An 18,175-nucleotide genomic window follows, 5' to 3' on the forward strand; every position below is an offset into this window, starting at 1 on the left:
ACATGGTGCCGTGGGCCATCGAGCCGACCGCGCAGGTGATCCACGACACCTACGACAAGCAAGGCAACCCGATCGAGCTGTCGCCGCGCAACGTGCTCAAGAAAGTCCTCAAACTCTATGCCGACAAGGGCTGGCAGCCAATTGTCGCGCCGGAGATGGAGTTCTACCTGACCAAGCGCAGCGACGACCCTGACTATCCATTGCAGCCGCCAATCGGTCGCTCGGGCCGTCCGGAAATCGGTCGTCAGTCGTTCTCGATTGAAGCGGCGAACGAATTCGACCCGCTGTTCGAAGACGTCTACGACTGGTGCGAACTGCAAGAGCTGGATCTCGACACGCTGATCCACGAAGACGGCACGGCGCAGATGGAAATCAACTTCCGTCACGGCGACGCACTGTCGCTGGCTGACCAGATTCTGGTGTTCAAACGCACCATGCGCGAAGCCGCGCTCAAGCACGACGTCGCTGCGACCTTTATGGCCAAACCGATGACGGGCGAGCCGGGCAGTGCGATGCACTTGCACCAGAGCATCATCGACATCGAGACCGGCAAAAACGTCTTCTCTAATGAAGACGGCACCATGAGCCAGCTGTTTCTGCACCACATCGGTGGTTTGCAGAAACTGATTCCTGAGCTGTTGCCGTTGTTCGCGCCGAACGTCAACTCGTTCCGCCGCTTCCTGCCGGACACCTCGGCACCGGTGAACGTGGAATGGGGCGAAGAAAACCGCACCGTGGGTCTGCGTGTACCGGACGCCGGCCCGCAGAACCGTCGGGTGGAAAACCGTCTGCCGGGCGCCGACGCCAACCCGTACCTGGCGATTGCCGCGAGCCTGCTCTGCGGTTACATCGGCATGGTCGAAGGCCTCAACCCGAGTGCGCCAGTGGTCGGACGCGGTTATGAACGCCGCAACCTGCGCCTGCCGCTGACCATCGAGGATGCACTGGAGCGTATGGAAAACAGTGCAACCATCGAGAAGTACCTGGGCAAAACTTTCATCACTGGCTACGTCGCGGTCAAGCGGGCCGAGCATGAAAACTTCAAGCGCGTGATCAGTTCGTGGGAGCGCGAGTACCTGCTCTTCGCCGTCTGATACGCCGGGCGCGGCGTGCAGACGCCGCGCCTTCACCGATAACAAGGAGAATTGGCATGACCAGCAACAACCCGCAAACCCGCGAGTGGCAAGCACTCAGCAATGATCACCACTTGGCGCCGTTCAGCGACTTCAAGCAGCTGAAAGAGAAAGGTCCGCGGATCATTACCAGCGCCAAGGGCGTGTACCTGTGGGACAGCGAGGGCAACAAGATCCTCGACGGCATGGCCGGTCTGTGGTGCGTGGCCATCGGTTACGGTCGTGATGAACTGGCCGACGCCGCCGCCAAACAAATGCGTGAACTGCCGTACTACAACCTGTTCTTCCAGACCGCGCACCCGCCGGCACTGGAACTGGCCAAGTCGATTGCCGACGTGGCGCCAGAAGGCATGAACCATGTGTTCTTTACCGGTTCCGGCTCCGAAGGCAACGACACCATGCTGCGTATGGTTCGTCACTACTGGGCAATCAAAGGCCAGCCAAACAAGAAGGTCATCATCAGCCGCAAGAACGGTTATCACGGTTCGACCGTGGCCGGCGCGAGCCTCGGTGGTATGACCTATATGCACGAACAAGGCGACTTGCCGATCCCGGGCATCGTCCACATCGCGCAGCCGTACTGGTTCGCTGAAGGTGGCGACATGTCCCCGGAAGAGTTCGGTATCTGGGCGGCCAATCAGCTGGAAGAAAAGATTCTCGAAGTCGGCGTGGACAATGTCGGTGCCTTTATTGCCGAGCCGATTCAGGGCGCCGGCGGCGTGATCATTCCGCCAGACACCTACTGGCCGCGTATCAAGGAAATTCTCGCCAAGTACGACATCCTGTTCGTGGCGGACGAAGTGATCTGCGGTTTCGGCCGTACCGGTGAGTGGTTCGGTAGCGATTTCTACGACCTCAAGCCTGACATGATGACCATCGCCAAAGGCCTGACTTCCGGTTACATCCCGATGGGTGGCCTGATCGTGCGCGACACCGTGGTGGCAGTGCTTAACGAAGGTGGCGATTTCAACCACGGCTTCACCTACTCCGGTCACCCGGTGGCGGCAGCGGTGGGTCTGGAAAACATCCGCATTCTGCGCGACGAAAAAATTATCGAGAACGCGCACAACGAAACGGCACCGTATTTGCAGAAACGTCTGCGGGAACTGAACGATCACCCGTTGGTGGGTGAAGTTCGCGGCGTCGGTCTGTTGGGGGCCATTGAGCTGGTGCAGGACAAGGCCACTCGCAAGCGTTACGAAGGCAAGGGCGTCGGCATGATCTGCCGTCAGTTCTGCTTTGATAACGGCCTGATCATGCGCGCTGTCGGCGACACCATGATCATCGCGCCGCCGCTGGTGATCAGCAAAGCGGAGATCGATGAACTGGTTACAAAGGCACGTAAATGCCTGGATCTGACCCTCAGTGCATTGCAGGGCTAAGTGCTAGGCTCTGAGCGGGGGAGCCGCGGCGCTCTCGCTCAAAGCTGTCAGAAAGGCTGGTCTTTTCTTGAAAGACCGCCTCGGATCTTGCCAGACTAGCCGCGGTTCCAGTTGTCCGGGTTCGGCCGCTGAACAAAGTGGTTCAAAAAAAGAAAATTTGGAGCATTACGCATGAAGGCATTAGGCAAAAAGCTCGCTGGCAAGACTCTGCTCGCCATGTCCCTGATGGGAATCATGGCGGCTGCGACTCAGGCGGACGACAAGGTGTTGCACGTCTACAACTGGTCGGACTACATCGCTCCGGACACCATCAAGAAGTTTGAAGACGAGTCGGGCATCAAAGTCGTTTACGACGTCTTCGACAGCAACGAAACCCTCGAAGCCAAACTGCTCGCAGGCAAGTCCGGCTACGACATCGTCGTACCGTCGAACAACTTCCTCGCCAAGCAGATCAAGGCCGGTGTTTACCAGACGCTGGACAAGTCCAAGCTGCCTAACTGGAAAAACCTGAACCCTGACTTGCTCAAAGCCGTGTCGGTCAGCGACCCGGGCAACGAGCACGCTTTCCCGTACATGTGGGGCTCGATCGGTATTGGCTTCAACGCCGAGAAGGTCAAGGCTGCACTGGGTGCCGACGCACCTGTCGATTCGTGGGATCTGATCTTCAAGCCGGAAAACGCGGCCAAGCTGAAATCCTGCGGCATCAGCCTGCTCGACTCGCCAACCGAGATGATTCCGGTGGCGCTGCATTACCTGGGCCTGCCAACCGACAGCCAGAAGAAAGAAGACATCGACAAGGCTGAAGCGCTGATCATGAAGGTGCGTCCTTCGATCGCCTACTTCCACTCTTCCAAGTACATCTCCGACCTGGCCAACGGCAACATCTGCGTAGCCGTCGGTTACTCGGGTGACATCTACCAGGCCAAGTCCCGCGCGGCTGAAGCCGGTGACAAGGTGAAAGTCAGCTACAACATTCCGAAAGAAGGTGCGGGCAGCTTCTACGACATGGTCGCCATCCCTAAAGATGCCGAAAACGTCGAAGGCGCCTACAAGTTCATGACCTTCCTGCAGAAGCCGGAAATCATGGCTGAAATCACCAACGCCGTGCGCTTCCCGAACGGTAACGCCGCTGCAACGCCACTGGTTGATAAAGACATCACCAGCGATCCGGGCGTTTACCCACCGGCTGACGTACTGGCCAAGCTGTACGCGATCGCCGACTTGCCGGCCGCAACTCAGCGGATCATGACCCGCAGCTGGACCAAGATCAAATCCGGTAAATAAGCCGATTTGAAGCGATAACCGCTGGCCGTCGCCCTCGCGATGGCGGCCAGCGGATCAATTAAATGACAAAAGTTTTGCTGGAACGGTTTTTCGAGGGTAAGTTGCGCGCCGGTTTTGTTGCCGGGCAGCCACGGCTGTCATGCAGCGCGGGGCAACTTGGGCCCAACTAATTTAGAGGACCTCCACTTGCCTATTTTTTCTTCTTTGCGCAATGCCCTGCTGGCCACTGCCGGCCTGACGATTGCTGTCGGTGCCCAGGCCGCCGGTACGGTGCATATTTATAACTGGTCGGACTACATCGGCGAGACGACCCTGGCTGACTTCCAGAAAGCCACCGGGATCAAACCGGTTTACGACGTGTTCGACTCCAATGAAACCCTGGAAGGCAAACTGCTGGCCGGGCGTACCGGTTACGACGTGGTCGTGCCGTCGAACCACTTCCTCGGCAAGCAGATCAAGGCGGGCGCGTTCCAGAAGCTCGACCGCTCGCAACTGCCGAACTATTCGAATCTGGATCCGGCGCTGCTCAAGCGTCTGGAGCAGAACGATCCGGGCAACTTGTACGCCGTGCCGTACCTGTGGGGCACCAACGGCATCGGTTACAACGTCGATAAAGTGAAGGCTGTGCTGGGTGTCGACAAGATCGATTCCTGGGGCGTTTTGTTCGAACCAGAGAACATCAAGAAGCTGCAAAGCTGCGGCGTAGCGTTCCTCGATTCGGCGGATGAAATGATGCCGACCGTGCTCAACTACATGGGCCTGAACGCCAACAGCACCAATCCCAAGGACTACGAAAAAGCCACCGCCAAGCTGCTCGCGGTGCGTCCTTACGTGACCTATTTCCACTCCTCGAAATACATCGGCGACCTGGCCAACGGCGACATCTGCGTGGCCATCGGTTTCTCCGGCGATATTTTCCAGGCGAAGAACCGCGCAGCCGAAGCCAAGAAAGGCGTGAACATCGCCTACTCGGTGCCGAAAGAGGGCGGCGCGTTGTGGTTCGACATGCTGGCGATTCCGAAGGATTCGTCGAACGTGAAGGAGGCTCATGCCTTCATCAACTATTTGCTGAAACCTGAGGTAATTGCCCAGGTCAGTGATTACGTCGGTTACGCCAACCCTAACCCTGGGTCGGACAAACTGATGGAACAGTCCATCCGTACCGATGAGTCGGTGTACCCACCGCAGGCCGTTATCGACAAGGCCTACGTGTCGACCGAGTTGCCACCGAACATTCAGCGTCTGATGACCCGCAGCTGGACCAAGGTCAAGTCGGGGATGTAAGGCACACACTATCCTGGGTTCGCCTTGCGGGGCGGACTGCATTGTTTTTATCTGGGAGTTTCGTAAATGGCAGTTGCCTCCGGCGCCTATAAGAAAGCCCTCGAGGGCGACCAGACACCGAAACAGGTGTTGGTCAAAATCGACCGGGTCACGAAGAAGTTCGACGAGACGATTGCCGTGGACGATGTGTCCCTGGAAATCAAAAAGGGCGAAATCTTCGCTCTGCTCGGCGGATCGGGATCGGGCAAATCCACTCTGCTGCGGATGCTGGCAGGGTTCGAACGGCCCACGGAGGGGCGCATTTTCCTCGACGGCGTCGACATCACCGACATGCCGCCGTACGAACGTCCGATCAACATGATGTTCCAGTCGTACGCCTTGTTCCCGCACATGACCGTGGCGCAGAACATTGCCTTCGGCCTCAAGCAGGACAAGATTCCGGCGGCTGAAGTCGACGCCCGCGTGGCCGAAATGCTCAAGCTCGTGCAGATGAGCCAGTACGCCAAGCGCAAGCCGCATCAACTGTCCGGCGGTCAGCGTCAGCGTGTGGCACTGGCGCGTTCGCTGGCCAAACGGCCGAAGCTGCTGCTGCTCGACGAACCGATGGGCGCACTCGACAAGAAACTGCGTTCGCAAATGCAGCTGGAACTGGTCGAGATCATCGAGCGCGTCGGTGTGACGTGCGTGATGGTGACGCACGACCAGGAAGAGGCCATGACCATGGCCGAGCGCATCGCGATCATGCACCTGGGCTGGATCGCTCAGATCGGCAGCCCGATCGACATCTACGAAACCCCGACCAGCCGTCTGGTCTGCGAATTCATCGGTAACGTCAACATCTTCGAAGGCGAAGTGATCGACGACGCCGAAGGCCATGCGACCATCACCTGCAAAGACCTCGATCGGCAGATCTACGTCGGCCACGGCATCAGCACCTCGGTGCAGGACAAATCGGTGACTTACGCGATTCGTCCGGAGAAGCTGCTGGTCACCGCCGATCAACCGACCTGCGAGTACAACTGGTCGAGCGGCAAGGTGCACGACATCGCCTATCTGGGTGGTCACTCGGTGTTCTACGTCGAGTTGCCGAGCGGCAAACTGGTGCAGTCGTTCGTGGCCAACGCCGAACGCCGTGGCGCACGTCCGACCTGGGGTGATCAGGTTTACGTGTACTGGGAAGACGACAGCGGCGTGGTACTTCGCTCATGAACATGCGCAAATTCAAACGCCGCATCAACCGAATAATCCCCAGTGGCCGGCAACTGGTCATCGGGGTTCCGTTCATCTGGCTGTTCCTGTTCTTCATGTTGCCGTTCTTCATCGTTTTGAAGATCAGCTTCGCCGAAGCCGATGTGGCGATTCCGCCGTACACCGAGATCTACACCTTCGTTGAGCAGAAGCTGCAACTGCTGCTGAACCTGGGCAACTACGCGATGCTGGCGGGCGACGAGTTGTACATCGCCGCCTACCTCGGCTCGTTGAAGATGGCGCTGATCAGCACCGTCCTCTGCCTGTTGATCGGCTACCCGATGGCCTATGCCATCGCCACCGCCCGTAAAGAGATGCAAACGGTGCTGGTGCTGCTGATCATGATGCCGACCTGGACGGCGATCCTGATCCGCGTTTACGCGTGGATGGGCATTCTCAGCAACAACGGCCTGCTCAATGGTTTCCTGATGAGCATGGGCTTTATCGACGAGCCGCTGCAGATCCTCAACACCAACCTCGCGGTGTACATCGGTGTTGTCTATTCGTACCTGCCGTTCATGATCCTGCCGCTGTACGCCAACCTGGTGAAGCACGATCACAGCCTGCTGGAAGCCGCTTCCGACCTCGGTTCGAGCACCTTCAACAGCTTCTGGAAAATCACCATTCCGCTGTCCAAGAACGGGATTATTGCCGGCTGCATGCTGGTGTTCATCCCGGTGGTGGGCGAGTTCGTGATCCCGGAACTGCTCGGCGGCCCGGAAACCCTGATGATCGGTAAAGTGCTCTGGCAAGAGTTCTTCAACAACCGTGACTGGCCGGTGGCGTCCGCGCTGGCGGTGGTGATGCTGGCGATCCTGATTGTGCCGATCATTCTGTACAACCGCAGACAGGCCAAGGAAATGGAGGGTAAAGAATGAAGCGCATCCGTTTCTCCAGCCTGATGCTGGTCATCGGTCTGTTGTTCATCTACCTGCCGATGCTGATCCTGGTGATCTACTCGTTCAACGCCTCCAAACTGGTGACGGTATGGGGCGGCTGGTCGATCAAGTGGTACGTCGGCCTGCTCGACAACACCCAACTGATGGGCTCGGTGCTGCGCTCGCTGGAAATTGCCTGCTACACCGCGGTTGCCGCGGTGGCGCTGGGTACACTGGCCGCATTCGTGCTGACGCGCATCACCCGCTTCAAGGGCCGTACGCTGTTTGGCGGTTTGGTGACCGCGCCGTTGGTGATGCCGGAAGTAATCACCGGTCTGTCGCTGTTGCTGCTGTTCGTGGCCATGGCGCAGATGATCGGCTGGCCGCAGGAACGTGGCATCGTCACCATCTGGATCGCTCACACCACATTCTGTGCGGCGTATGTGGCGGTGGTGGTGTCGGCGCGTTTGCGTGAACTGGACCTGTCGATCGAAGAAGCGGCAATGGATCTGGGCGCGCGGCCGTGGAAGGTGTTCTTCCTGATCACCATCCCGATGATTGCGCCGTCGCTGGCGGCGGGCGGCATGATGTCGTTCGCGTTGTCGCTGGATGACCTGGTGCTGGCGAGCTTCGTCTCCGGCCCGGGTTCGACGACCCTGCCAATGGAAGTGTTCTCGGCGGTGCGCCTGGGCGTGAAGCCTGAGATCAACGCCGTGGCGAGTCTGATTCTGCTGGCGGTGTCGATCGTGACGTTCCTCGTCTGGTTCTTCAGCCGCCGTGCCGAAGAAGCGCGCAAGAAAGCCATCCAGCAAGCCATCGAAGAAAGCGCTGCCGATTCGTGGAAGCAACCGGACGTCCGCCGCGCGCCTGCGCCGGAAGCGGCTTAAGCCATATCCAGACATTGGCGATGAAGCCTTTGTGGCGAGGGGATTTATCCCCGTTGGACTGCGCAGCAGGCCCCTTCTTTTTTGAATCAAAAGAGGGGTCGCTTCGCAACCCAACGGGGATAAATCCCCTCGCCACAGGGGCCAGTTCCAAATTTGGTTCTAGGCCGTCCAAGGGGAATTGCGGATGACTTCGACGAAGTTCATCGGTTTGAACCCTGGCACCTGATCCTTCAGCACATCGGTCTTCACGTTGCCAAACGTGGTCTGCGGACGATGGCGCAAGCCGTCGGCGAACGCGCAGATGATGCATTCCTTGAAACCTTCCCCGCGTGGATGCGCATGCACCACCGCTTCGCGCTGCACGGTGCTGAACGCCGAGTAATCCATGCCCAGCACGTCCATCTCGACACCCGCCGTCACCAGCGCCACGGTCGGGCGCAAGTGTTTCGGCACGCCCGGTGTGGTGTGCAGGGCAATCGATAACCAGACTTGTTCGATGTCGTCATCGCTCAAACTGTACGGCTTGAGAAACGCCGCCGCCGCGTTGGCGCCGTCCACTTCAAAACGCTCGTCAGCGCTGCGATGACCTTCGACCAGACCGAGGTCGTGGAACATTGCGCCGACATAGAGCAGCTCTGGATCGTAGGCCAGTTGCTGGCGTTCACCACTCAGCGCGCCGAACAGAAATACCCGGCGTGAGTGGTGGTAAAGCAGATCGGATTCGATGTCGCGGATGTACTCGGTGGTGGCGCGGGCGAGGGCGCTGTCGGGAATTTTGATGCCGGCGATGGTCGTGCTCATGGTGCTTTCCTTTCTGAAAGCGCCGTCGTGGCGCTGATGGGGAAAGTCTGTTCCCGACGCTGCAAGCGAACAATCGGCGCATGGCTGCGATCCTTGCCAATCCACCTGCAAATCGTGCCAACTGCCCTTCACAGGTCGGAATGCCATCCATTGTGGCGAGGGGATTTATCCCCGTTCGGCTACGCAGCAGTCGTAAATCCAGCCATGAAGACTGCCTGACACAACGAGGTGTATGGTCTTGGGGCTGCTTCGCAACCCAACGGGGATAAATCCCCTCGCCACAGGGTTACAGGGGACTTCAAAAACATGAACAAAACCGTCGCCATCGTGGTGTTCGCAGGCGTGCAGTCGCTCGATGTCACCGGCCCCATGGATGTGTTCGCCGAGGCCAACCGCTTCCTCGCGCCGGAAGATCACTATCGGCTGGAAGTGATCGGCCTGGAAAAAACACCGATGGCCTGTTCCAACGGCTTGATCCTCAACGCCCATCGCCATTTCAGCGAAGCGCTGGACGCCTACGACCTGCTGCTGGTCGCCGGCGGGCCGCAACTGCCGTTCATGGATTTCGGTGCGACGTTCGACAGCTGGCTGCGTGAAGCCTGCGGTCGCGCTCAGCGTTTCGGCTCGATCTGTAACGGCGCTTTCATGCTCGCCCGCGCCGGGTTGCTGGAAGGGCGCACGGTGACCACGCACTGGAACGATGCCGAGGCTTTGGTGCAGTTGTGTCCATCGACGCAGGTTGACGCGGATCGTTTGTACGTCGAGGACGGCACGCTCTACACCTCGGCCGGGGTGACGGCGGGGATCGATTTGTCGCTGTATTTATTGGCACGTGATCACGGTGCTGAAGTGGCGCTCAGTGTGGCGAAGCGGCTGGTGGTGTTCACTCAGCGCTCGGGCGGGCAGTCGCAGTTCAGCCCGTTCCTCACGCCGCATGCGGAGCCGACGTCGGCAGTGGCGATGGTGCAGTTGTATGTGCTGGCCAATCTGACGGGTGATCTGACCATTGCCGATCTGGCCAACGCGGCGAACATGAGCGCGCGTAATTTCTCTCGGGTGTTTGCCCGGGAAGCGAAGGTGACGCCGGCGGAGTTTGTCGAGCGGGCGCGAGTGGATGCGGCGCGTGTGATGCTCGAAAGCACCACGGCGCCGTTGAAGACCGTGGCGTATCAGTGCGGGTTTCGCGATGCGCAGCATATGCGCGGGGTGTTTAATCGCAGGTTGGGCGTGACGCCGCAGCAGTTTCGGCTGAATTTTGCGGTGATGGTTTGAAGCCTTACGGTGCCGCTGATGGCCCTTTCGCGAGCAGGCTCGCTCCCACAGGAGTCCGCATTCCAAATGTGGGAGCGGGCTTGCTCGCGAAGAGGCCCTTCGAGACAACAAAGAACTACTGCGCAGCCCGCTTCGGCAAAAGCTTCAACGTATTGTGCGTATTCGCCGTCACCTCTTCCTCGCTGAAGTGCGCCTGCACATAAATCCCATCAACATACGCCTCAGCCTGATCGTCATAGTGGCTATCAAACGGCACACCACTCTGCCCAACCGGGTTAATCGTCAGCCCATGCGCCGGATCCGCAAAATCCACCAAGCGACGCGTCGACGGCCCATACGTCACTGGCCACGGCGCCGGGCCGATCTTCGCCGAAAGATTGTTTGGCACCTCATGACTGCCCGGCGCCGCAAACGGCCCGACGTTGAAAATCCGATCCAGCGGCTTCTGCTGCCCCAACGGATGGCCATGCGTGAGCGTGTGCGCCGCGCCCCATTTCCACTCGGCAGTGTTGTCGCCGAGGGTCAACTTCAAGTGCTGCATGCTCGCCTGCCACGCCGTGCGCACAACATCAGCGCGAGTCTCTTTGGCCGGCGTGTTGCGGTTATCCCACCAAGGCGAATCAGCGTTCGCCGCCAGTCGTGGCAGCGCCGAATCGATCACCCGCGTCGACAACAGCGTGTCGAAAAACTCATTGCCCAATTCATCACGCATCGCCGCATCGGCGAGGTCGTAGAGGAACTGGGTAAACACCGTCGCACTCACCGAATCCAGCGGATAGTCACCCGGCCACTGCGCCAGTTGCTCGACCAGTTTCAGCTGCGCCGGGTCGCTCACCACTTCACGCAGTACCGGCAGCAAAGGCGCCAACACGCGCGGGCCGTAACCGGTCGCGGTGCCGAGTTGCAGCTTCTGGTTGGCCTCGTTCGTCCACTTGATGTTCTTGTCGCTGAGCTGACGATTGAGTTGCTGACCACGGTCGGCGAGGTTGTAGTAACCGGGAATCTCCATGCCGGTCGGCGACAGCGGCTGGAAGTTGGCCGAGACGATGTAGCCGCGCGCCGGGTTTTCTTCCTGCGGGTTGGCGCTGAACGGGTAGTAACCGTCCTTGTCCGCCTGATTGGTGCTGCCGTCGAGAATGAATTCCGGCCTTACCCCGGCCGGGCGCTTGGGCAGCAACGCCGACGCCCACCAGGCGATATCACCCTTGGCGTTGGCGTAAACCAGGTTCAGCCCCGGCGCCTGCACTTTTGCGGCAGCCGCGCGGGCCTTGGCCAACGTGTCGGCGCGGTTGAGCTGATAGAAACCTTCGAGGATCGGGTTCGGCGTTTCGAGGAACGCCCACCACATCGCAATCGGCGTCTTGCCCGCTGCAGTGCCGAGCGCGTCGTTGACGATCGGGCCGTGGGGCGATTGGCGCAGGGTGAGGGTCACCGGCGATTGGCCCTTCACATTGATCTGCTGTTCGCTGACGACCATGTCCGTCCACTGGCCGCGATACCAGACCTGATTGGCATTGTCCGGATTGACCTTCTCGGCGATCAGATCCAGATCGTCATTCTGGAACATGGTCAGGCTCCAGCCGAAATCGAGGTTGTGCCCCAGAAACGCAAACGGCACCAGCGCCTGATGATGGCCGTACAGCTCAAAACCCGGCGCCGACAATTGCGCCTCGTACCACACCGACGGCACCGAGAAACGAATGTGCGGGTCTCCGGCCAGCAGCGGTTTGCCGCTCTGGCTGCGGCTGCCGGCAATCACCCAGGCGTTGCTGCCTTCGAACTGCGGCAAGCCGTTGTCGATCAGTGCTTGTTCGCTGAGACGGGCGAGGGCGTTGAGGTCTTTCCAGTCGCCAGCCGCGAGAGCCGGCGTCGATGTGCTGTGGCCTTTGGCGAGCACGCCTTTGGGCTGCCAGTCGAGATCGAAGACGTTGAGGTAATCAGCGCCGAGTTGATCGCGCACATAGGTCAGCAGCGGCTCGGTGCGAAACGCGGCGGCAAAGCTGTAAGCCATGTAACCGGCGACGCTGATGCTGTCCTCAGCAGTGAACGGCCGTTTCGGGATGCCCAGCACGTCGAACTCGATCGGCGCGGCGTGGGTGTCCTGATACTGGTTGATGCCATCCAGATAGGCTTGCAGGGCCTTCCACGACGGCGACTGTTTATCGAGGCTGGCGACATAACTGGCAGCGCGCTCACGGATGCGCAGGCTGCGGAACAGCTTGTCGGTGTCGAGCAGTTTTGGCCCGAGCACCTCGGCCAGTTCACCACGGGCGAGGCGGCGCATGGCTTCCATCTGGAACAGACGATCCTGCGCATGCACATAACCGAGGGCGCGGTAGAGGTCGGTTTCATTTTCGGCGCGGATGTGCGGCACGCCGCGCTCGTCGTAGCGCACGGTCACCGAACCCTGCAGGTTGCGCAGTTCGACCTGACCCTGTCGCGTCGGTTGTTTGCTGTAGACATACCAGCCGGCGCCGGCGAGCAGCACAACGATGAGCAGGGCCAGTACGGTGAACACGCGCTTCATGGTGACTCCTTGTGCTTGCGGGATTGCCGCCCGTCGGGCTGCAAACAATTAGCACAGTCCATCTGTGCCGTGCAGTGCTGTCCTCGAAAAGTCCGGAATGCCTTACTGCGCTTCCACCGGCCACGGGCAATAACAGCCGACCGCCAAAGTGTGCGTGGCATTCACCGGGCGATCGTCGGTCAGCGCGTTGAGGATCGGTTCGATAAAACTGTTGCTGGAGTTGCAGGTCAGGCCTTCGCTGTACGGGCCGAAATACGCCAGTTTGCCGCTGCGATCCCAGATCGCCACGGCCGGGCTGGCGGGCACCTGTTCGGAGCCGGGCAAGATCGTGAGGGTTTTCAGGCTGCTGAGCGTGGCGGGTAACTGGCCGTGGCTGCCGGCTCTCTGCACGGCAAAGAACTCGACGCCCTTGGCGCTGAATTGCTCGACCATCTCGGTCAGGTGCTGTTGATTGCCGACGTTGCACGGGCAGGCCGGATCCCAGAAATGCACCAGACGGATCGGCCCGGGCCCGGCGAGATCAGCGGGCAGGCGCAGCGGATCACCGGAAAACACCGCGGTGTGTTCGCTGAACGCGCGCAGGTAACGACCCTGAAACCAGTCGTACGCCGCCCACAGCACCCCGGCACAAATAAGCGCGAGCAGGCTGGCAAACAGTGCGGTGCGGTAGGGCGAACGCATGGTTTTCGATCCCAAAGAGGTGGGCTAGCTTGCCATGCTTGCCCCGACAGATGAATATCGCAGGCCGATAAAGTCTGTTTACCGTTTTGGAATCTCTGCATGCCTGCCACTTTCGACCCCGATCAAATACGCGCCAGCCTCAAGCCGTTGGCTGAGTGGCAGCCGTTGTCGGAGGAGGCCAAGGCGTATCAGCGCTTCTATCAGACTGACTTTCCCGAGCGCGATTTGTGGTGCGGCATGGGCCGTTTCGAAGTCGATGGCTACGAACTGGTCAGCCATTGCTGGTGGCCGGAGAAGGTCAAGGCGACGCTGTTTCTGCTGCACGGTTTTTACGATCACGTCGGGCTCTATCGGCATGTGATCGAGTGGGCGCTGGATCAGGATTTTGCCGTGATCGCCTGCGACTTGCCGGGCCATGGTCTGTCGAGCGGGCCGCGCGCGAGCATCCGCGACTTCTCCGAATATCAGGACACCCTGCAAGCGTTGTTCGCCGAAGCGCGTTCGATTGCACTGCCTGAGCCGTGGCATTTGTGCGGGCAGAGTACCGGCGGCGCGATTGTGGTTGATCATTTGCTTAACCATGGCGAAACCAGTCCGGCGCAGGGCCAGGTGATTTTGTTGTCGCCGCTGGTGCGACCACGGGCGTGGGGTTGGTCGCAGCTGAGTTATTACGTGTTGAGGCCTTTTGTTCGAGGCATCGCGCGGCGTTTCAGCGAGAACTCGAATGACCCGGATTTTCTGCCGTTTCTGCTGAAAGATCCGTTGCAGCCAAAACGCTTGCCGACGGCGTGGGTCGGGGCGTTGTCACGCTGGATTGTGCGCGTTGAACACGCGAAAAAAAGTCCGCGACGGCCGCTGATCATTCAGGGGCAGGCGGACATGACGGTGGACTGGCAGCACAATTTGCAGGTGTTGAAGTGGAAGTTTGATCGGCCGCAGATTCTGCTGCTGGCGGAGGCGCGGCATCATCTGGCGAATGAGACGGTGGAGATGCGCGAGGAGTATTTCGAGTTTCTGAGCAAGCGGATCAGGGGGCGGAATCTGTAGTGGATTTTAGGGCCTCTTCGCGAGCAAGCCCGCTCCCACATTGGATTTTCAGTAGACGCAAAATTTGTGAACATCCCGAATCCCCTGTGGGAGCGGGCTTGCTCGCGAAGGCGGCCTATCAGGCGCTAAAGATCACTGCCCAACCGCCAACCCCGCCCGAATCGCCGCCAGCGCCGCCTGATAATAAGCCTTGCCCTCAGCCGATTCGGCGAACGTCGCAAACTCTTCCAGCTCTTCATCCGACAGATCGCGATAAACGTAAAGCAGCGTGTTGTTCATGTCCGCGCCAATCTGATCCATCAGGCGCTGACGCTGACCGTTCAACATGCTCTGCGCTTGACCACCGCCAAGCAATCCCGGAATCATCGAACTCAAACTGTCTGCCGCGACGCCGGCAATCGCCAGGCTCACTTCGGCGCCCGCTTCACGCGCGGGCAAGGCTTGAGCGAGGTGGCCGATGATCAGCAGACGGCTGTCGCTGACCTGCATCTTCGGCAGACCCTTGGCGTTTTTCGCCAGTTGATCGCGGCGGGTCGCGAGCAATTCAGCGGCGACGATTTTTTTGCCCAGTGGCGATTGAAAGAAGGTCAGCGCCGGTTTCGGGTCGGCGAGGTTCTGCCGCAGTTGCGCTTCGGCGCGTTGATCCACGGCCTGCGGGGCAAAACGCTGATTGCTGTTGTTCAGCAGCGCTTGAAACACGGCGGGCGGCAGGCTGTTTTGATAGCGCTGCTGGGCGGCCGTCAGGGCGTCGTTGAAGTGCGCGCGTTGTTCTGGCCAGCCGGCGACCTTGTACAACTGATCGTGGCCGTCCGCCCAGGCGGGCAAAACACAGAACATCAACAGTGAAAAAAGCAAACGGCGCATAGGGACTCCTGTCAGCAGCGGACTATTCTCCGTGCGGTGCCGGTACTTGTCGAGAATTCGTATCAAGCCGCTGCGTGGCTCTGTCGGATTTTTCGCCGGCGGCATACTATGCGCGCCATGCAAATATCCTCTGAACACCCGCTGCTGTTACGCATTGTCGACGACCTGGCCGATCACGGCTGGTCACAGCAGAACATTTTCCTGCCCGCCGGTTTGACCCGCGAGTTGGCGGCCGAGTGCCGTAAACGCGAGGCCGAAGGTGAACTGGCGCCGGCAGCGGTGGGGCGTGGGCCGTTTTCAGAGATTCGCGAGGGGATTCGTGGCGACCATATCCAGTGGATCGACCCCGGCCAGGCCGAGTCCAGTGACCGTTACCTGAATCTGATGGAGAGCCTGCGCGAGGCGCTCAATCGTGGCTTGTTCCTTGGCCTCGAAGATTTTGAATGCCATTTCGCCCTGTATCCGCCCGGTGCGTTTTATCGCCGGCACGTCGACCGTTTTCGCGATGACGACAAGCGCATGGTCTCGGTGGTGGTTTACCTCAACGACGCCTGGCTGCCGGAGGACGGTGGGCAGTTGCGCATGTACCTGAACGATGAACGCGTGCACGACGTGCAACCTACCGGCGGTTGTCTGGTGGTGTTTCTTTCTGACGAAGTGCCGCACGAAGTGCTGCCGGCGAACCGTGAACGTTTGTCGCTGACCGGCTGGTTCCGCCGCCGTGGCAACGAGCCGTTCTGATGGAAAAGATTCTGGTCAGCCGCTGCCTGCTGGGCCATCGCGTGCGTTACGACGGTGGCGCGAGCGGGCCGTTTGATTTGCTCGAGCAGTGGATTGCCGAAGGGCGCGTGGTGCCGTTGTGTCCGGAAGTGGCGGGCGGTTTGCCGACGCCACGGGCGGCAGCGGAGATTCCCGGAGGGCAGGGCGCTGAGGTGCTGGATGGAACTGCTGCGGTGATCACCACCGAGGGCGAGGATGTCAGTGCGCAGTTTCTCGATGGTGCGCGGCAGGCGTTGGCGTTGGTGCAGAAACACGGCATCCGTGTGGCAGTGCTGAAAGCCAACAGTCCATCCTGTGGAAACCTGCTGACTTATGACGGGACGTTCAGTGGGGTGAAAGTCACTGGCGAAGGCGTAACCGCTGCACTGCTCAAGCGCCATGGCGTGCAGGTTTTCAGCGAACTTGAATTGGCTGAGACGGCGGTGGCTTTGGCTGCTTTGAACTGATCCGAAATCGTTGCCCTCACCCCAGCCCTCTCCCGGAGGGAGAGGGGGCCGACCGAGTTGTTCAGCGTCTTACATCGACCTGAAAGACCTTATCGACTATGGATTCGACACAGCCATGGCCGATCGATTATTGAGTCGACAAAGCAATGATCAGACGATTTTGGATTCGGCGAGGCAGTTTCAGGTCGGCGTACCTCTAGAGCATCCCCAGATTAGTCCCCTCTCCCTTTGGGAGAGGGTTAGGGTGAGGGGCTTTTAAGGCTTCAACCACTTCTCGGTCAGCGCCGCCAAGCGTCCATCCGCCCTGATCCGCTGCATCGCGCTCTCAAGGCTGGCGTGAAACGCCGGGTTACCCTTCTGAAACGGTATCGCCAATTCCACCGGCGCGCTCGCCTTCGGTTTGGCATCCGTCAACGCCTGCACCAGCACCATCGGTTGCGGCTGTGCCGGTTCATCCTTCTTCGCCAGCATCTGCGCCTCGACCTTGCCATAAGGCTCTACGTCGAAACGATCCTTGAGTTCGGCGGTCAGTGCTATGTGGTTGAGCGCAACGTCGTATTTGCCGCTTTCAACGCCCTGGTACAGGTCGGCTTCGTCGGTGACGATGAAGTCGGCGCGCACATCCAGCTCGTTGGCGAGCATTTGCCCCAGCTCGACCTCGAACCCCGTGAGTTTGTCGCCATCGTCCTTGTAATTGAAGGGCGGTGTATTAGCCTCAAGGGCTATGCGCAGCTCACCGCGATCATTGACGTCATCTATAAGTTCGGCGTGAGCCAACGGGCTCAGAAGGGGTAGCAGGCAGATCAGGCCAGGCAGAAAACGCATGGTCACTCCTTTGAAATCATTATCGCGATGCTCTGATTCAGGCTCGCTTTGCTATGGTTGTCGAGTGCCTTCGACAACGAATGGTCATGAAGTTGTCATGACCGTGCGGATTTTACGGAAAAACTGGAGAAGAAAATGAAAAGCTTTATGTCACGTGCAGCATTGGCCGGTGTGCTGATGGGTGTTTCGGTGCTGGCCAGTGCTGCCACCCCTGCGCCAAAAGGTGCCGAAGTGTTCATCGTTTCTCCCGAGGACGGGGCCACGGTTTCCCAGCAGTTCAAGGTCAAGTTCGGTACCAAGGACGTCGCGCTGGCACCGGCCGGTGACGTCACCGCCAACACCGGTCACCACCATCTGCTGATCGACGCCAAGGAAATCGTTCCGGCCGGCGCTGTGGTGCCGACTGACGCCAACCACATGCACTTCGGCAAGGCGCAGACCTTTGCTGAAATCAAACTGGCCCCGGGCAAGCACACCTTGCAACTGGAGCTGGGTGACAAGAATCACATGGCGTTCGACCCGCCAATCGTCTCGAAGAAAATCACCATCAACGTCGAATAAAAAAGGGAGCCCTTTCGGGGCTCCCTTTTTTTATCAGCGGCGAGTTGCGAGCTACGAGCTTCAAGCAAAAGCTAAGCGAACATCACTTGTCGCTTGTCGCTCGCGGCTTGTAGCTGTTCTCAGAAAAGAACGCGGCTACGGATAGTGCCGTTGATGTGCTGCAGCTTCTCTTGCGCCAGATCCGAGTACTCGGCGTCGACGTCGATCACCACGTAGCCAACCTTCTCGTTGGTCTGCAGGAACTGACCGGAGATGTTGATGCCGTTTTCGGCGAA

General features: G+C 59.5%; 17 protein-coding genes and 1 pseudogene. 12 read left to right on the forward strand and 6 right to left on the reverse strand.

All coding sequences use genetic code 11. The annotated features are described in order from the left end of the window. From ACIP1X_RS20585 to ACIP1X_RS20615, 7 genes are all read left to right on the forward strand, one after another. Positions 1-1,094: glutamine synthetase family protein (locus ACIP1X_RS20585; RefSeq protein ID WP_400754699.1), on the forward strand; the 1,094-nt coding region annotated here is incomplete at its 5' end. Positions 1,095-1,150: 56 nt separating this feature from the next. After that, the gene (locus ACIP1X_RS20590; RefSeq protein WP_159811924.1) at positions 1,151-2,515 is read left to right on the forward strand and encodes an aspartate aminotransferase family protein; all 1,365 of its coding nucleotides are present in this window, start codon (positions 1,151-1,153) and stop codon (positions 2,513-2,515) included. Positions 2,516-2,686: 171 nt separating this feature from the next. Then, positions 2,687-3,799 (forward strand): polyamine ABC transporter substrate-binding protein, encoded by a 1,113-nt coding sequence (locus tag ACIP1X_RS20595; protein ID WP_400754702.1) that lies wholly within the window; start codon positions 2,687-2,689, stop codon positions 3,797-3,799. A gap of 186 nt (positions 3,800-3,985) precedes the next feature. Then, positions 3,986-5,083: a polyamine ABC transporter substrate-binding protein gene (locus ACIP1X_RS20600; protein ID WP_053124832.1), complete on the forward strand. Its 1,098-nt coding sequence runs from the start codon at positions 3,986-3,988 to the stop codon at positions 5,081-5,083. A gap of 66 nt (positions 5,084-5,149) precedes the next feature. Further along, the gene (locus tag ACIP1X_RS20605) at positions 5,150-6,292 is read left to right on the forward strand and encodes an ABC transporter ATP-binding protein (protein ID WP_008085321.1); all 1,143 of its coding nucleotides are present in this window, start codon (positions 5,150-5,152) and stop codon (positions 6,290-6,292) included. Positions 6,293-6,327: 35 nt separating this feature from the next. After that, positions 6,328-7,209: an ABC transporter permease subunit gene (locus tag ACIP1X_RS20610; protein ID WP_400754730.1), complete on the forward strand. Its 882-nt coding sequence runs from the start codon at positions 6,328-6,330 to the stop codon at positions 7,207-7,209. Then, positions 7,206-8,096 carry an ABC transporter permease subunit gene (locus ACIP1X_RS20615; protein ID WP_400754705.1) on the forward strand — a complete coding sequence of 297 codons (891 nt, stop codon included), beginning with the start codon at positions 7,206-7,208 and terminating at the stop codon, positions 8,094-8,096. The genes ACIP1X_RS20610 and ACIP1X_RS20615 overlap by 4 nt, the downstream gene beginning before the upstream one ends. 159 nt (positions 8,097-8,255) lie before the next feature. Here the strand turns inward: ACIP1X_RS20615 and ACIP1X_RS20620 are convergent, their stop codons facing one another. Then, complete coding sequence (locus tag ACIP1X_RS20620) at positions 8,256-8,897, reverse strand: HD domain-containing protein (RefSeq protein WP_400754708.1); 642 nt, start codon at positions 8,895-8,897, stop codon at positions 8,256-8,258. Positions 8,898-9,203: 306 nt separating this feature from the next. On the opposite strand from ACIP1X_RS20620, the gene ACIP1X_RS20625 reads away from it, so the two are divergent. After that, complete coding sequence (locus tag ACIP1X_RS20625) at positions 9,204-10,169, forward strand: GlxA family transcriptional regulator (protein WP_400754710.1); 966 nt, start codon at positions 9,204-9,206, stop codon at positions 10,167-10,169. A gap of 115 nt (positions 10,170-10,284) precedes the next feature. On the opposite strand, the gene ACIP1X_RS20630 is transcribed toward ACIP1X_RS20625, so the two are convergent. After that, the gene (locus ACIP1X_RS20630; RefSeq protein ID WP_400754712.1) at positions 10,285-12,696 is read right to left on the reverse strand and encodes a penicillin acylase family protein; all 2,412 of its coding nucleotides are present in this window, start codon (positions 12,694-12,696) and stop codon (positions 10,285-10,287) included. 102 nt (positions 12,697-12,798) lie between these two features. Then, positions 12,799-13,377 (reverse strand): DUF6436 domain-containing protein, encoded by a 579-nt coding sequence (locus tag ACIP1X_RS20635; RefSeq protein WP_212545116.1) that lies wholly within the window; start codon positions 13,375-13,377, stop codon positions 12,799-12,801. Between the two features lie 99 nt (positions 13,378-13,476). Here ACIP1X_RS20635 and ACIP1X_RS20640 point away from each other — a divergent pair, with 99 nt between their 5' ends. After that, complete coding sequence (locus ACIP1X_RS20640; protein ID WP_400754714.1) at positions 13,477-14,424, forward strand: alpha/beta hydrolase; 948 nt, start codon at positions 13,477-13,479, stop codon at positions 14,422-14,424. Positions 14,425-14,556: 132 nt separating this feature from the next. Here ACIP1X_RS20640 and ACIP1X_RS20645 read toward each other — a convergent pair whose 3' ends face one another. Further along, positions 14,557-15,288 carry a DUF2059 domain-containing protein gene (locus tag ACIP1X_RS20645; protein WP_053124817.1) on the reverse strand — a complete coding sequence of 244 codons (732 nt, stop codon included), beginning with the start codon at positions 15,286-15,288 and terminating at the stop codon, positions 14,557-14,559. Positions 15,289-15,396: 108 nt separating this feature from the next. On the opposite strand from ACIP1X_RS20645, the gene ACIP1X_RS20650 reads away from it, so the two are divergent. Further along, the gene (locus ACIP1X_RS20650; protein ID WP_400754716.1) at positions 15,397-16,029 is read left to right on the forward strand and encodes a 2OG-Fe(II) oxygenase; all 633 of its coding nucleotides are present in this window, start codon (positions 15,397-15,399) and stop codon (positions 16,027-16,029) included. Then, complete coding sequence (locus tag ACIP1X_RS20655; RefSeq protein ID WP_400754719.1) at positions 16,029-16,514, forward strand: DUF523 domain-containing protein; 486 nt, start codon at positions 16,029-16,031, stop codon at positions 16,512-16,514. The genes ACIP1X_RS20650 and ACIP1X_RS20655 overlap by 1 nt, the downstream gene beginning before the upstream one ends. 255 nt (positions 16,515-16,769) lie before the next feature. On the opposite strand, the gene ACIP1X_RS20660 is transcribed toward ACIP1X_RS20655, so the two are convergent. Then, entirely contained in the window at positions 16,770-17,339 is a 570-nt protein-coding gene (locus ACIP1X_RS20660) for a transporter substrate-binding domain-containing protein (protein ID WP_053124811.1), read from the reverse strand. A gap of 135 nt (positions 17,340-17,474) precedes the next feature. Here ACIP1X_RS20660 and ACIP1X_RS20665 point away from each other — a divergent pair, with 135 nt between their 5' ends. Continuing rightward, positions 17,475-17,900 (forward strand): DUF4399 domain-containing protein, encoded by a 426-nt coding sequence (locus tag ACIP1X_RS20665; RefSeq protein ID WP_053124809.1) that lies wholly within the window; start codon positions 17,475-17,477, stop codon positions 17,898-17,900. Between the two features lie 119 nt (positions 17,901-18,019). Here the strand turns inward: ACIP1X_RS20665 and ACIP1X_RS20670 are convergent. Beyond that, positions 18,020-18,175, reverse strand: a pseudogene (locus ACIP1X_RS20670) (phosphoglycerate dehydrogenase); the annotation flags it as partial.

This window comes from Pseudomonas sp. NPDC088885, assembly GCF_044750025.1.
GTDB classification, from domain to species: domain Bacteria; phylum Pseudomonadota; class Gammaproteobacteria; order Pseudomonadales; family Pseudomonadaceae; genus Aquipseudomonas; species Aquipseudomonas rustica.

Excerpts from the sequence above, each read along its gene's own strand:
- ACIP1X_RS20590 (WP_159811924.1), top strand. The coding sequence starts at position 1,151 with ATGACCAGCAACAACCCGCAAACCCGCGAGTGGCAAGCACTCAGCAAT.
- ACIP1X_RS20595 (WP_400754702.1), top strand. The coding sequence starts at position 2,687 with ATGAAGGCATTAGGCAAAAAGCTCGCTGGCAAGACTCTGCTCGCCATG.
- ACIP1X_RS20605 (WP_008085321.1), top strand. The coding sequence starts at position 5,150 with ATGGCAGTTGCCTCCGGCGCCTATAAGAAAGCCCTCGAGGGCGACCAG.
- ACIP1X_RS20615 (WP_400754705.1), top strand. The coding sequence starts at position 7,206 with ATGAAGCGCATCCGTTTCTCCAGCCTGATGCTGGTCATCGGTCTGTTG.
- ACIP1X_RS20620 (WP_400754708.1), bottom strand. The coding sequence starts at position 8,897 with ATGAGCACGACCATCGCCGGCATCAAAATTCCCGACAGCGCCCTCGCC.
- ACIP1X_RS20625 (WP_400754710.1), top strand. The coding sequence starts at position 9,204 with ATGAACAAAACCGTCGCCATCGTGGTGTTCGCAGGCGTGCAGTCGCTC.
- ACIP1X_RS20630 (WP_400754712.1), bottom strand. The coding sequence starts at position 12,696 with ATGAAGCGCGTGTTCACCGTACTGGCCCTGCTCATCGTTGTGCTGCTC.
- ACIP1X_RS20635 (WP_212545116.1), bottom strand. The coding sequence starts at position 13,377 with ATGCGTTCGCCCTACCGCACCGCACTGTTTGCCAGCCTGCTCGCGCTT.
- ACIP1X_RS20640 (WP_400754714.1), top strand. The coding sequence starts at position 13,477 with ATGCCTGCCACTTTCGACCCCGATCAAATACGCGCCAGCCTCAAGCCG.
- ACIP1X_RS20645 (WP_053124817.1), bottom strand. The coding sequence starts at position 15,288 with ATGCGCCGTTTGCTTTTTTCACTGTTGATGTTCTGTGTTTTGCCCGCC.
- ACIP1X_RS20650 (WP_400754716.1), top strand. The coding sequence starts at position 15,397 with ATGCGCGCCATGCAAATATCCTCTGAACACCCGCTGCTGTTACGCATT.
- ACIP1X_RS20655 (WP_400754719.1), top strand. The coding sequence starts at position 16,029 with ATGGAAAAGATTCTGGTCAGCCGCTGCCTGCTGGGCCATCGCGTGCGT.
- ACIP1X_RS20660 (WP_053124811.1), bottom strand. The coding sequence starts at position 17,339 with ATGCGTTTTCTGCCTGGCCTGATCTGCCTGCTACCCCTTCTGAGCCCG.
- ACIP1X_RS20665 (WP_053124809.1), top strand. The coding sequence starts at position 17,475 with ATGAAAAGCTTTATGTCACGTGCAGCATTGGCCGGTGTGCTGATGGGT.